Source organism: Pseudomonas sp. GQ91, assembly GCF_059758795.1.
The window spans coordinates 236,051-251,967 of the sequence record NZ_JCAXED010000009.1 but is presented as its reverse complement, the minus strand read 5'-3'; the positions used below and the strand labels follow the sequence as shown (position 1 = coordinate 251,967).

Genomic DNA, 15,917 nt, shown 5'->3' with positions numbered 1-15,917 from the left:
GCGCTTTTAGCTATCACGCACCCTGATGTCCGTTATCGCGTAGTCGTTACCTGTCACACCCGACCCCTCATGGCTCCAGATTTCCAGGCGCATTGACGTCGCGCTTGCAATAAACTCCCCACTCAGCGGCGTCCACGCCATGCTGGTAAAGGTCGTAATCCCCGTAACCGACCCGGAACTGGTCCTGAGTGACAACCTGGGCATTGGCGCTGCGCCATTGTAAGTGCAAGCATTCATGCTGAACGTATAACGGCGACCCACCTGCAGCTCGGTATAGTCTTTATAAAGAACGGGACCTACCCCCCCAATATGAGCAGTGCCATTCGCCACGCATGACTTGCCAAAAACCGTGCGGTACCTCATCTCACCATTGGCGGCTTGCCCGGCCCTCCAGCTATTCCAGTTGCCTCCTGTAAACGGGGTGAAGTCATCAAAGGGCTGGCGAAGGATCAACGCCAGCACCGGAAACACAACCGCCTCATTCTCGCGGGTACTGCCATCGGCTGTGACCTTACAGGTAAAGGTCAAGGCACTGCCGTCTTTCAGCAACTTAAGCTCGGTGCGTTTCAAGATACCCGCCAGCCCTGCGCTGACCTCTTCAACCGTGACGACTTTGCCCACATACACATTGATCGTGTAGGGACCTCCATTTTTCAGGGTCCCGCTCCCCCGCAGCCAAACGCGCTGCCCGACCAGGGCAAACCACCAGGCACTCTCGTAGTTTTCATCATTGACGGTGATATCCGCATCACCGGCGAAAGTCCGCAAATCCAGGCTCCCGCCCTGGGTGGCTGGCGGCGTCGCCTGTGGCACCACCGGCGTTGGCAAACGCACGGGCACACTGATGTTCAACGCAAGCAGCTTGGAAGGCGCCAACTTGCAGGCGCTGGTCACGGTGTAACTGATCAGGATGGTTTTGCCCGCGCCATGAATCACCGCTTCACGGGGGATAGCGAAATCAACATAACCCGGGTCGCTGTTGCCTGGTTTCGGCGCCAGCGGCAAGCTGCTGCCGTCCGCCTTGACCCACTGCACATTGATCGTATGATGCGAACTGATGCGCTCGTACGCCACCCGCACGGTCAGGCCATTGCGCGCGTTCCAGATCGTCAGGTCCGTCCCCACGGCTTCGCGAACCGTGGGCGCACCGAGGACCAGGTCTTCCTGGACGATCCCCAAGGTCAACACCGGGAATTTCTTCGCACTGGCCTTGTCCGCCAGGCCATTGAAGTTCACTGCAAAATGCACCTGGAAGGGTTTGCAATCGGCCAGCCGTTGCAGTGCTTCGCGAGGCAAGGGTGTATTGACGCCACTGGCCAGCCATTGCGCGGAGACGGGCTCGCCCTCCAGCACCTCAAAGCTGTATGCAGTGCCATCCTCCAACTCACCCGTCACCCATAGCCAACAAGGTTGTTCCAGTTCGATGTAAGGCCAGCGGATAACGGTAGCGTCCGCATCCCCGGAGAAGGTATTGAGATCCAGCGTTTTACCGGTGGCCTGTTCCACCGCCGGCGTGGGCAAGCCACTGATATCGAGAACGTTCACCACCCGTGGCGGAGACAGCCAAGGGCCTGTGCCGTTGTAGCTGACGGTGTAGCTCAAAGTAATCGGTTCACCAAAATTGGCGCTGATGGCCGAGGCTGGCACCGGGAACTCCAGGCTGGTTTCGCCGTCCTGTACCGTGCGGCATTCCAGGGCCGGTGAACCCAGGCCGGGCGTGCCGGCGAACTCAGGACAGACAATGTCACCGGCCTGCATCCCGTCATAGGCGATGACAATATGCCCGCCATTCACCGTGTTCACGGGGTTGACACACCATCCCTCGGCGCCACATTCCACCGATTCCTTGAGGTGCGGTGGCGGCAGGTCCATGGCCGGGTCGACCCGCAACAGTGTGGTGGTACGCAAGTGAAAATCCTGGGCATTGATCGGCAGCGGGTTCTCATGCACAGGGTCATTGGGCTCGGGGAGCACGGGCGCAGTCTGGTCCCAGATGACGCCCATATGCGTGGTCAGGGCTGAATAGTCCTGCCGGCGCGACATCCAGCCACGGGACAACTTGAATTCGAACACGTGCTCTGGATCCGTCTCGGCAGACGTGACCACATGATCGAATGCCACCCAGATGAATTGATAGGGCACCTCATGCTGGTCACCCGCCACGGTCACAAACAACCGCTGCCCAGCCTGGATCATCGGCCACGCCTTGACGCGAATGGTTTCGTCGCCTTCGAACGTGTGCATGTCCAACCACCAGGTGTTCCACTCCCGTTTCGAGTGCACAAACACCGGTAGCGACCCCAGGAGGTCCGCTTCCCGAATATGCTGGATCTCCAGTTCCAGTTCCAGGGACTGCTGGGGTTGTCCGCCCTGCGTCGCGGTATACCAGATCAGCACGGTGTGTCCGATGCAGGTACTCACATATTCCCAGGGAATCGCCACCTCGACACTGCCATCGGCCTCACCGGTGGTCTGGATCGGCTCGAAGACCGGCAGGTCATCGCCGCCGCCCTCGGGCTTCTTGATTTCCCAGTACAGAGTGATCGGCGTAGTGCCCATGCCCTCAAAGGCAATAGTCGCCTTGGTGCCCGTTTTCGCATCGATGGGGTACAGCACGCTGTTGTTGGCCGCGTACTCGATAATCGGGTAAGGCAGCTCAGCCACGACGCCCGACCGGGGCGCTGAAGCGCGAACGGCTCTCGAAGAGGAGACGCTTTGCGCGGGTGTTTTTTTAGCCATGATAAGACCTCCTGTCCTGCGATGGATAACCACTTCGCCCACGTGTGCAGGCGAGAAACTCCGGTTATCTATCGCTCGATCCGACAGGCTTGCCTACTGTCAGAATTGACAGTTCTGCTGGAAAACCATGATTCCTCCGACCGACGGTTAGCTCACTACCCTTCCAGTTCAGCCATCAGATCACTCAACCGATCCACCGTTCCGGCGCTGAGTTCGTTGGCCGCCAGCCCGTCGATATACCCCGCCAACGCCTCCACCGTGCTGCACTCGAACATCGCCCGTAGCGGCACATCCCGTTGCAAGGTTTTCTGCACCCGCGAGGCAATCTGCGTGGCCAGCAACGAATGTCCGCCCAGTTCGAAGAAGTTGTCCCTGACCCCGACCCGCTCAACCTTCAGCACTTCGGCCCAGATCGCGGCCAGCGTCTGCTCCAGCTCATTGCGCGGTGCCAGATAGTCCTGGCTGTGCAACTGACCGATTTCAAGGCTCGGCAAGGCCTTGCGGTCGAGTTTGCCGTTGGCGTTCAGCGGCAGGCGCTCGAGCCACAGCCAATGCAACGGCACCATGTACTCCGGCAGCTCGGCCCGCAGGCGTTGCTTGATACGGTCCAGGCATTGCGCGGAATTGAAGGCCGCCTCGGTCGCCACCAGGTAACCCACCAAGTGCCTGCCATTGACGCCATCCTGCACGCCGACCGCCGCATCGCGGATTTCCGCTTGCTCATGCAGGCGGGCTTCGATTTCGCCCAATTCGATTCGATAGCCGCGGATTTTCACCTGATGGTCGATACGCCCGACGTATTCCAGCACGCCATCGCGGCGGCGGCGCGCAAGGTCGCCGGTGCGGTACAAGCGCGCCCCGGCCGCGCCGAACGGATCCGGCACGAACACCTGGGCAGTGCGCAACGGATCACTGACGTAACCGCGCCCCACCCCGATGCCGGCCACGCACAGTTCGCCCACCGCGCCTTGCGGCACCAGTTCCAGCGCACCATCGAGCAGGTACAAGCGGTTGTTGTCGGTGGGCGTGCCGATGGGCAGGTAAGTGCCACGGGTCGATGCCTGGTCGACGCGGAAGAACGCGACGTCGTCGGAACATTCCGCCGGGCCATACGCATTGACCAAGCCGATGTCCGGGTAACGCAACAGCCATTGGTGCGCCAGTTCCGGCGGCATGGCTTCACCGGTGGGCAACATCCAGCGCAACCCCTCGAGGCCGATGTGTTCGTTCGCCAACATGCCTTGAATCAGCGACGGCACACTCTCCAGCAGCGTGATGCTCTGGGACCGGACATGTGCCAGCAAGCCTTGCGGATCATGGGCGATAGTGTTCGGCACGATATCCACCCGCGCCCCGAACAGCGGCGCGGCGAGGAATTGCCAGACCGAAATATCGAAGCTTTGCGAAGCGGTCTGGGCGATGACGTCCCGCTCGCTCAGTTGCAGGTACGGCAGTTTGCTCAACTGGTTGTTGAGCATGCCGCGCTGCTCGACCATCACGCCCTTCGGCAGGCCGGTGGAGCCCGAGGTGTAGATCACATAGGCAAGATTGTCCGGGGCGCTGTAGATCCCGGGATTGGCGTCCGATTCCGTTACCTCGTCCCACACCAGTAACTTTGGCCGCCCGGCGCAGGAGAACGCTTCCAGCAGCGCCAGGGCCTGTTCACGACAGGCCTCGGTACACACCAGCAGCGGCGTGCGGCTCAGTTCGATGAGCCGGCTCAAACGCTGAGTCGGCAGGCCGGGGTCCAGCGGCAGATAACCAGCGCCGGCCTTGAAGCTGCCGATAATCATGCCAAGCAAATCGAGGCCGCGTTCGGCCAGCAAAGCCACCGGCTGATCCAGCCCGACACCCGCCGCGACCAAGGCATGCCCCAGACCGTTGCCGCGACGGTTCAGTTGGGCATAGGTCCATTGCCGGTCCAGGCAACTGGCGACGATCCGCTGCGGGTGCTCCGCCACCTGGGCTTCAAACAGCTCGACATAGCTGCGCTCCAGCGGATAGTCATGCGCGCTCTGGTTGCAACCGTGCACCAGGAACTCGCGTTCCTGTTCGCCAATCAGCGGCAGATCGGCCATGTCGCCATGGAAACCCCGGACCAGTGCCAGCAACAGGCGCTTGAATTCGCCGAGCATGCCTTGCACGGTGCTTTCATCAAAGTAGCGCTGATCATAGGAGAGGTGCAGGCCCAGGTCATCGCCGGGATAACACACGGCCGTCAGTGGGAAGTTGGTGTGGGTCCGGCCGGAATCCGAGGTCGCGTTCAGGCTTTGCGCACGGTCCAGCACCGAGACTTCCACCGGGGCATTCTCAAACACGAACAGGCTGTCAAACAGCGGCTGGCCCTTGGGCAGTTCGCTGTGTTCCTGGAGGGTCACCAGCGGCAGGTATTCGTACTCGCGCAGTTGCATATTGCTGTCGAGCAGGCCACTCAACCAGTGACGCACGCTGCAGGGCTGACCCTCCTCGGGCAACTTGACCCGCAGGGCGATGCTGTTGATAAACAGACCCACCGTGCGCTGCATCTCGGGCATCTCCACCGGTCGTCCGGCCACGGTGACGCCGAACAACACGTCACGTTCGCCGCTCAAGCGCCGCAGCACCAGCGCCCAGGCCGCCTGGGCGAAGGTATTGACGGTCAACTGGTGCGCCTGCGCCAGTTCACGCAATTGCGCGCCGTCGCGTACATCGAGCCGCGTGTAGCAGTCACCGACCAACATGCCACCGCTGTGACCGGCGTGTTCGCGCAGGAACGGACGGTCGCTGGGGATCGGCGTGGTGCGCTCGAAGCCGCGCAGGTTCTGTTGCCACCACTGTCGCGCCTCGTTCATATCCTGGCGTTGCAGCCAGGCGATGTAATCGCGATAGCGTGGCGGCGCCGCGAGTTGTGCCTCGCGCCCCTCGCCCAGGGCCATGTAGATGTCGAAGAAATCGTTCATCAACAATGAACGGCACCAGGCATCGATCAGGATGTGGTGATTGCTCATCATGAACCAATAGCGCGCCGCGCCGACCCGGATCAGGCGCAGGTGGAACGGTGCCTGGTTGAGCAGATCGAAGCCGGCCTCGCGCTCGCTTTTGAGCAAGGCTTGCAAACGTGGCTCCTGCTCGTTTTCCGCAATCGTGCTCCAGTCCAGGTATTCGATCGGCGTGCTGCCGGGTTTGTGGATCACCTGCAACATGTCCTCGCCGACGTTCCAGCAAAACGACGCGCGCAATGCTTCATGACGGGCGATCACGGCTTTCCAGGCCAGGGCGAAGCGGTCGGGATCCAGCTCGCTGTTGATGCGATATCGGTCTTGCATGTAGTAAAGACCGGTACCCGGTTCCAGCAGGGTGTGCAACAGCAGGCCTTCCTGCATTGGCGTCAGCGGATACACGTCCTCGATGGCGCTGGCCGGCACCGGCAGTGCATCGAGTTGCGGCTGGGTCAGGCGCGCCAGCGGGAAATCCGACGGTGTGAGACCGCCCGCATCATCCCCCAGGCAATGAGCGATCAGGCTCTGCAATTCGTCCAGGTAGGCGTCCGCCAGTTCACTGATGGTCTGGTGGTCGTGGCGCTCGCGACTGAAGGTCCAGCGCAGCAGCAGTTCACCGCCGTAGACCTGGCTGTCGACGCTCAGCGCGTTAGGCAATGGCGCATCCAAGTCATGCGCCGGACCTGCGGACTGCTCCAGCGGGTGGAACAAGGCGTCGTTATCAAAACTCTGGTCGAACTGGCCAAGGTAGTTAAACGTGATCGACGCGCAGGGCAGCGCCGCCATGGCCTGGCGGCACTGATCGTCCGCCAGGTAGCGCAGCACCCCGTAGCCCAGGCCTTTATGGGGCACCGCGCGCAGTTGTTCCTTGATGGCCTTGATCGACGCACCCTGCCCGGCTGCATCCTCGATCCGCACAGGCGTCAGTTGAAGCGGATAGGCGCTGGTAAACCAACCGACGCTGCGCGTCAGGTCAATCTCGTCAAACAGGCTTTCGCGGCCGTGGGCTTCCAATTGAATCAACGCCGATGCGTGGCCGCTCCAGCGGCACAGCACACGGGCCAGCGCCGTCAGCAGCAGGTCGTTGACCTGGGTGCGGTAGGCGCTCGGCGCTTGTTGCAGCAGTTGCCGGGTACGTTCGGCGTCCAGCCGCACGCTGATCGTTTCGGCGTCGCGAACGCGCAGCGAACCTTGGGCACGGTCCACTGGCAGTTCAACTTTCGCACCCGCCAATTGCGCCTGCCATACGCTGAGCTCCTCACGCAGGGATTCGCTGCTGGCATAGGCTTGCAAACGCGCCGCCCAGTCGCGCAGGGCGCTGGTCTTGGCCGGCAAGCCGAGCGATTGGCCGTCGCTCAATTGACGATAAGCCTGTTGCAGATCCTCCAGCAGCACCCGCCACGACACACCATCCACCACCAGGTGATGGATCACGATCAACAGGCGTTGCTCGCCCAACGGTCCGTCCACCAGCAAGGCACGCAACAGCCGGCCCTGTTCCAGATCAAGGCTGCGCTGGGCATCGGCGAAGAGTGCGGCGGACTGCTCCATGTCCGTTACCTGAGCCAGCCATAACACAGCATCTTCCGACACCGGCAGATAAGTGGCCTGCCACTGTCCCGCCTGGCGGGTGAAGCTCAGGCGTAACGCATCGTGATGCGCCAATACCGCCAGCAGCGCCTGTTCCAGGCGCCGTGGATCAAGGGCCTGCACCGGCGCCAGCAATAACGCCTGGTTCCAGTGATGACGGGCCGGGATCTCGCTGTCGAAAAACCACTGCTGAATCGGCGTCAGCCTCGAAGGGCCGCTCAGCACGCCTTGCTCGGCGCTGACCTGTTCGCTGCGACGGGCGACCGCCGCCAAAGCCTCCACGGTCTGATGCTGGAACACGTCGCGGGGGCTGAAATGAATCCCCGCCTGGCGCGCACGGCTGACCACCTGGATCGACAGGATCGAGTCACCGCCCAGTTCGAAGAAGTTGTCGTGCAGGCCGACCTGTTGCACGTTGAGCACCGCGCACCAGATGGCCGCCAGGGTTAATTGCAGTTCGTTGCCCGGCGCCACGAATGGCTGACGATTGGCGTCCGGGTCCGGCTGCGGCAAGGCGCGGCGGTCGAGTTTGCCGTTGGCGGTCAACGGCATGCTGTCCAGCACCATCAGGTGAGCAGGCACCATGTAGTCGGGCAGTTGCGCTTTCAGATGCGTCTTGAGCGCCTCGCGCAAGACCCCGGGATCCGTTTCATCACTGACCAGATACGCCACCAATTGCTTGCCGCTGGGGGCATCCAGCGCCAGCACCACGGCTTCGCGCACCGCCTCGTGCTCCAGCAGACGGGTTTCGATTTCACCCAACTCGATACGAAAGCCGCGAATCTTCACCTGCTGGTCGATCCGGCCCAGGTATTCCACCAGGCCATCGGCACGCTGGCGCACCAGGTCGCCGGTGCGGTAGAGCCGCCCGCCGCTGGCAAACGGATCAGCCACAAAGCGCTCCGCCGTCAGCCCCGCACGCTGGTGGTATCCCTGGGCCAGACCGGCGCCGCCGACGTACAGCTCACCGCTGGCGCCTGGTGGCACCAACGCCAGGTCGGCGTCGAGAATATAAGCGACACGTGCGCCGACGATGCTGCCAATCGGCACGCTGCCAGCGCCCTCTTCCAACTGATCCGGAGCCAGGCTGGCCAGCGGCATGACCACCGTTTCGGTCGGGCCGTAGGCGTTGAAAAACACTGCCGGCTGGAACGCCTCGCGAATGCGCTGCAGATGCTCGCCAGTCAAGGCTTCGCCCCCGGTGATGCACATGCGCACCGGCAAGGTCTGCTGGCGGGTGGCGAGCCATTGTGCCAACTGGCTGCCGTAACTGGGGGTGAAACCGAGAATAGTGATGCGATGCTGGCGAATCAGCCCGCACATTTCTTCCGCATCCCATTGGCCCTGGGCCCGCAATACCACCTGCGCACCGGCGAGCAGCGGTACCAGCAGACGTTCGGTGGCCGCGTCGAAATTGATTGAATAGAAGTGCAGCTCGCAATCGTCGGGGCGCATGCCGAAACGTCGGATCACCGCTTGGCAATGCATGGCGATTTCGCCGTGGGCCACCACCACGCCCTTGGGCTTGCCGGTGGAGCCGGAGGTGTAGATCAAGTACGCCTGACGCTGCGCATCGCTGATAAACGGCGGTTCGCTGGCCGGATAATCCGCCAGCGCCGGCCCGTCCTCTTCCAGGCACCAACGGCTCACGTCAAGCGGCAAGTCACCCAAGGCGTCGAACATTGCCCGGTCACTGAGCAACAGGCGGATGCCGCTGTCCTCGATCATGTAGCGCAGACGCTCCAGCGGGTATTCCGGGTCCAACGGCACATAGGCGCCACCCGCCTTGAGAATCGCCAGCAGACCAATGACCATTTCCAACGAGCGGGGCAATGCCAGGCCGACACGCACCTGCGGTCCAACCCCACATTCGCGCAGTTTCCAGGCCAGGCGGTTGACGCGGCCGTTCAGCTCGCCATAGCTCAGGGTCTGATCGCCGAAGGTCAGCGCCGGCGCATCGGCACGGGCCAGGACCTGTGCGTTGAATAGCTGATGAATGCACTGGTCGAGACGCTGCTCGCCCGCCTCGGCCCGGAGACTGTCTTGCAGTGCTCGTTGTTCACCCGCCTCCAGCAGCGGCAGTTCGCTCAAGCGTTGCTGTGGATCGGCGATCAGTGCTTGCAGCAGGTTGCGCCAATGGCGTGCCATGCGCGCAATGCGCGGTTCGTCGAACAGATCGGTGCTGTACGTCAGGCAGCAACCCAGCCGATGATCAAGGTCGGTGACTTCCAGATTGAGGTCGAACTTGGTCGCGCGGGCGTCATTGGCCAGATACTCGACGCTCATGCCGGCAAGCTGACGGCGTTGCTGGAATTCCCAGCGCTGCACGTTGCACATCACCTGGAACAGCGGGTTGTAAGCGGCGCTACGCGGCGGTTGCAGAGCTTCCACCAAATGATCGAACGGCAAGTCCTGGTGCGACTGGCCTTCGATCACGGTGTGACGGACCTGCTCGAACAATTCACCGACACGCATCTGACCGTCAAGCCGGCAACGCAGGACCTGGGTGTTGAGAAACGCACCGATCAACCCTTCACTTTCCGGGCGAATACGGTTGGCCACCGGCGCACCAATGCGCAGGTCGGTCTGGCCGCTGTAGCGGTAGAGCAACACCGCCAGGGTCGCGGTCATGGTCATGAACAACGTCAGGCCGCGCTCGGCATTGAACGCACGTACGCGAGCAGCGAGTTCATCACTCAGGTCAAAGCGGTACAACCCGCCCTGATGGCTTTGCACTGCCGGGCGCGGACGGTCACTTGGCAACTCGAGCAAAGGATGTTCGCTGCCCAGTTGCGCGAGCCAGTAATCCAGCTGGCGTTGACGCTCGCCGGACTCCAGCCACTGGCGCTGCCACACGCTGTAATCCAGATACTGTACCGGCAACGGCGCCAGGGGCGAGTCGCGCTCGTCGATAAAGGCTTCGTACAACGCGCTGAGTTCACGGGCAAAGATGTCCATGGCCCAACCTTCGGTGACGATGTGGTGCAGGGTCAGCACCAGGTAATGTTCCTGCTCGCCAGCCTTGACCAGGCACGCACGCAGCAATGGGCCGGTTTCCAGGTTGAACGGGGTGTGAGCTTCGCGGTCGGCCAACTGCTGCAAGCGTTGTTGCCGAGCGGCTTCATCCAGGGCGGAAAAATCCTCCCAGTCCATGCGTACGCCGGATTGCGCGGCGACCTGCTGCCGCGCCACGCCATTGACGCTCGGGAACGTGGTACGCAGGGTTTCATGGCGCATGATCAAGGCTTGCAATGCCGCCTCAAAGCGCCCGATATCCAGGACACCGCGCAGTCGCGCCATACCGCCGACGTTATAGGCCGGGCTGTCCGGTTCCATCTGCCAGAGGAACCACATGCGCTGCTGCGAATAGGACAGCGGCACCGGCTGGCTGCGGTCGACCGTGCCAATCAGGCTTTGCTGGTTACGTTGCCCGCCAGCCTGAATCAGCCGCACCTGCTCAGCAAAATCAGCCAGTTCGCTGGCCTCAAACAAGGTGCGCAACGGCAGCTCGACGTCACAGGCCTGACGCGTGCGCGAGATAATCTGCGTGGCCAGCAGCGAGTGACCGCCCAGCGCGAAAAAATCGTCACGCAGGCCAATGCGCGCAAGCCCCAGCACCTCGCGCCAGATCCCGGCAATCTGCTGTTGCAGGGCAGTTTGCGGCTCGACATGTTCACGCACCTGCCACACCGGCTCCGGCAAGGCATGGCGATCCAGCTTGCCGCTGGGACTCAGGGGCATCACGTCCAGGCGTATCAACTGCGCTGGGACCATGTACTCCGGCACCTCGGCGGCCAGGGTGTCTTTTATGCTCTGTTCGTCCAACTCGCCACAGGCGCTGTAATACCCGATCAACTGCGCACCGACGGCGGTTTCGCGCACCAGCACCACGGCTTGGGCGATACCCGCCTGGGCCAGCAAGCGCGCTTCGATTTCCGCTGGTTCAACCCGAAAACCGCGCACCTTGACCTGCTGATCCAGGCGCCCCAGATACTCCAGTACACCGTCAGCTCCCCAGCGCACGCGGTCGCCCGTGCGGTACAGACGTGTCCCCGCCGCGCCCGACGGGTCAGCGACAAAACGCTCGGCGGTCAGCGCGGCACGCCCCAGATAGCCCCGCGCCAACCCGGTCCCGCCGATGCACAGTTCACCGGGCACGCCGCTGGGCAGCGGATTGAGCTGCTCGTCCAGCACCCGGCAAATCACGTTGCCCAGCGGCCGGCCAATCGGCGAGCGTTCGCCGTCTTCGTGGCGGCATTGCCAATGGGTGACGTTGATCGCGGTTTCGGTCGGGCCATAACGGTTATGCAACTGTACCGCCGGCAGCCGCGCCAACACACGATTGCGCAACTCGGCGGGCAAGGCTTCACCGCCCGAAAACAGGCGACGCAGGCTGGTGCATTCGACAACCAGCGGTTCATCGATAAACAGCTGCAGCAGCGGCGGCACAAAGTGCAGCGTGGTCACCGCGTGTTCCTGCACCAGACGTGCAATGCGATGCGGATCGCGATGCTCGCCCAGGCCAGCCAGGACCAGGCGACAACCGGTGATCAGCGGCCAGAAACACTCCCACACCGACACGTCGAAACTGATCGGGGCCTTTTGCAGCAGCACATCGGTTTCATCCAGTTGATAGGTGGCCTGCATCCACTGCAAACGTTCCGCCAATGCCGCATGGGTATTGCCCACGCCCTTGGGTTGGCCGGTGGAGCCAGAGGTGTAGATCACGTAGGCGAGGTTGTCGCCATTGAGGTGCAGGCCCGGCGCTTGAGTGGGCCAGTTATCGAGCTTGAGGCTGTCCATGGCAATCACGCAGACGCCTTCGGCAACCGGCAGTTGCTCCAGCAACGAAGATTGCGTCAACAGCAGGTGTACGCCGCTGTCCTTGAGCATGTACGCCAGGCGTTCGCGCGGGTAATCCGGGTCCAGCGGCACGTAGGCACCACCCGCCTTGAGGATCGCCAACAAACCGATCAACAGTTGCGGTGAACGCTCGGCGGCGATGGCGACGCACACATCGGGGCCGACGCCCTTGTCCCGCAGATAATGGGCGAGGCGGTTGGCCTGGCTGTGCAGTTGCGCATAGGTCAAGCTGCCGTCCTGCCAGACCAGCGCGGTGCGCTCGCAGGTCTGCCGGTTGAGCTGCTCCGGCAACCAGGCTTGCGCGGGCTGGCAGGCTGCTTGAGCCCATTGGCGTTGCTGGGCCTGCTCATCGGCAGTCAGTAGGTTCAAGTCACCAATGGCCTGTTGCGGTTGTGCGCAGATAGCCTGCAGCAGGTTAACCAAGTGCTGGGCCAGACGCTCGATCGAGGCGGCGTCGAACAGTTCATCGGCGTAGTCGAAGGACAGGCTCAAGCGCCCGTTGCGATCTTCTTCGCTGTGCAGCTGCAGGTCGAACTTGGCTTCACGGCTGTGCCACGGCAGCTCGTCCGCGAGCAAACCGGGCAAGCGGCGCAAGGCGCCGAGGTCACGCTGCTGGTGGTTGAACATGACCTGGAACAAGCCGTGCTCACGGGCGCTCGGCAAGGCTTCCAGCAGTTGCTCAAACGGCAGATCCTGATGCGCTTGCGCATCCAGCGCGGCCTGGCGGGTCGCCGCCAGCAATTGACTGAACGGCAGGCGCGCGTCCAGTTCAGCGCGCAGCACCAGCGTATTGATAAAGAAGCCGACCAGGCCCTGGATTTCATGGCGTGGTCGGTTGGCGTTGGGCACGCCGACACGGATGTCGCGCTGGCCGCTGTAGCGATGCAGCAAGCTTTGGAACGCCGCCAGCAACAGCATGAACGGCGTGCTTTCATGGGCCTGGGCGGTCTGGCGAATGGCTTCTCCCAAGCTCGCATCCAGGCGCACGCTGTAACGCGACGCACTGCGCCGTTGCTGGGCCGAACGTGGATGATCGGTGGCCAGACTCAACGCCGGATGCTCGTCACCCAACTGCTGCTTCCAGTAGGCCAACTGGCGCTGGCCTTCGCCTTCGGCCAACCATTGGCGCTGCCAACTGGCGTAGTCGGCGTACTGCATGGCCAGCGCCGGCAATTCAACGCCCTGACCCGTGGCAGCCGCAGCGTAAAGGCGCGAGAACTCGTCGATCAGCACATTCAGCGACCAACCGTCGGCGATGATGTGGTGCATCGTCACCAGCAGTTGGTGCTCATCCTCGTGCAGGCGCAGCAAGGTGACCCTGAACAGCGGCCCTTTTTCCAGATCGAAGCAGGTACGGGCCTGGTCTTCGCGCAGTTGTCGGGCACGGGTTTCGCGCTCGCTCACAGGCAAGTCGCGGAGGTCGATGACTTGCAGATCAACCTTGCGCTGCGCGTCCACGCGCTGGAAAGCCTGGCCATCACGTTCATAGAAACGCGTGCGCAGGGCTTCATGACGCTGGAGCAACTGCTGGAAGCTGCTACGCACAGCCTCTTCATCAAGCTCGCCGCGCAGGCGCAACGCGCCGGGAATGGTGTAGGCGCTGCTCTGTGGGTCGAGTTGCCAGGTAATCCACAGGCGGTTTTGGGCCAGGGACTGCGGCAGATCCTCCTGGCGCGAGAGCGTCTGGATCGAGCCCTGGACCACGCCGCCGGCCTCCTGCAATTGCCCGACGCCGGCGGCAAACGCCGCGAGTGTCGGGGCCTCGAACAACAGGCGCAGGTTGAGTTCCAGGCCCAGGGTTTCGCGCAAGCGGGCGACCACTTGGGTGGCGCTGATGGAGTTGCCCCCCAGCAGGAAGAAGTGATCGTCAGCGGCCACGCTCGCCACCTGCAACTGTTCGCACCAGATCGCGGCGATCCGGCTTTGCAGTTCGCCCACCAGCGCAGCGGCGTCAGCCTGCACGTTCAACTCAGGGAACTGTGCGTAGCTGTCGAGGCTGCCATCGGCCAAGCGCTTGCGGCAAGCCGAACGCTGGACCTTGCCACTGGAGGTTTTCGGCAACGCGCCGGGGTTGAGCAACACCACCACGCTCGGCGCTTCTTGATAGGCCTCGGCCACGGCTTGGCGGATGGCTTTGACCAGGGCTTCGGGCGGCAGGATTTTCTGTACGCTGCGGCTGATTTCCGCCGCAATGCCGATGCCTTCCAGGCCTTGGTCGTCAACCGCGAACGCCGCGACCCGGCCCTTGCGCACCGCCTCGACTTGACGCTCGATGGTTTGTTCGATGTCCTGTGGATAGAGGTTGTGGCCCCGTACGATCAGCAGGTCTTTCAAGCGCCCGGTGATAAACACTTCAGCCTGGCGGATAAACCCCAGGTCACCGGTGCGCAGCCAAGTGCGGCCTTGATGCTGGACGAACGTGGTGGCGCTCGCTTCGGGATTGCGCCAGTAACCCTGGGCGATACTCGGACCGCTGGCCCAGATCTCACCGACGGTGCTGTCCGCCAATTCGCTGAGTGTCTGGGGATCGGCAATCAGCACCGCGTGCTCGGGCTGGCTGGTGCCGCAACTCATGATCGCGCTGCCCTGCCCTGGCTCGGCACGGTTGGCGGCCAAGGCTTGATCATCCAGGCGCAAGGCCGGGATGCCTTGGCCGCGCTGCCCTCCGGCCACAAACAAGGTCGCTTCGGCCAAGCCATAGGAGGCGAAGAAACTCTCGGCGGTGAAACCGCAGGTGGCAAACTTCTCGGCGAAGCGTTCCAGGGTGTCCAGACGAATCGGTTCAGAGCCGGAATAAGCCACGCGCCAATGGCTCAAGTCCAGGCGCTCCAAGGCCGCGTCACTGATCCGCTCGCTGCACAGACGGTAAGCGAAATCCGGGCCGCCACTGATGGTGCCGCCGTATTGGCTGATCGCTTCCAGCCAGCGCAATGGCCGGGCGAGGAAATATGCCGGCGACATCAACACACAAGGCACACCACTGAAAATCGGCTGCAACAAGCCGCCGATCAACCCCATGTCGTGGTACAGCGGCAGCCAGCTGACGATCACGTCATCGGGGTTCAGGTCGATGCCAAAACCGCGTCGGATCAGCAGTTCGTTGGCCACCAGATTGCCGTGGCTGACTTGCACACCTTTGGGCAAGGCGGTGGAACCGGAGGTGTATTGCAGGAAGGCAATATCATCGTCCTGCAGGTGCGGGGCGAGCCAACTTTCAGCAATCGCGCTATTCAGATCGTCGACACACAGCAACGGCGGCGCTTCATCGATCTGTGCCAGCGCGTCACGCGAGCTGGTACTGGTCAGCAACAGCCGCGGCTCGGCATCGGCGATGATCGACAGCAACCGCTCCTGATGATGGCGCCGGCTGGACTCCGGCGGATAGGCCGGCACCGCGATCACGCCCGCATACAGGCAGCCGAAAAATGCCGCAACGTAATCCGCACCGCTGGGGAACAACAGCACGGCGCGCTCGCCCGGCTCAGCCGAAGCCTGCAAGGCGGCAGCGATGGTACGGGCGCGCAGGTCCAGCTCGCGATAGCTGAGCACGACGCTTTGCTCGACAGATTCGGCCAGAAAGCGCAGCGCCACTTGATCCGGGGTCTGCGCGGCACGCTGTTGCAGCGACTGGACCAGCGTGCGGGGAAGTTCGAAGGCGTCCATCATGAAGGGTTCCTGCCTGAAATCGGCTTACGGGGAAATCGGGGATAGAAGGCGAAGGCGCGCAGGCGACGAACTGATCAGCCG

Annotated in this window: 2 protein-coding genes; both read right to left on the bottom strand. The window is 62.7% G+C overall.

Annotated elements, in window-relative coordinates; genetic code table 11:
- Positions 1-6: 6 nt before the first annotated feature.
- A complete protein-coding gene (locus tag AC6CIA_RS15865) occupies positions 7-2,664 on the bottom strand; it encodes a hypothetical protein (RefSeq protein ID WP_498313315.1) in 2,658 nt (885 codons plus the stop codon).
- Positions 2,665-2,894: 230 nt separating this feature from the next.
- Complete coding sequence (locus AC6CIA_RS15860; RefSeq protein ID WP_498313313.1) at positions 2,895-15,836, bottom strand: non-ribosomal peptide synthetase; 12,942 nt, start codon at positions 15,834-15,836, stop codon at positions 2,895-2,897.
- Between the last annotated feature and the right edge of the window lie 81 nt (positions 15,837-15,917).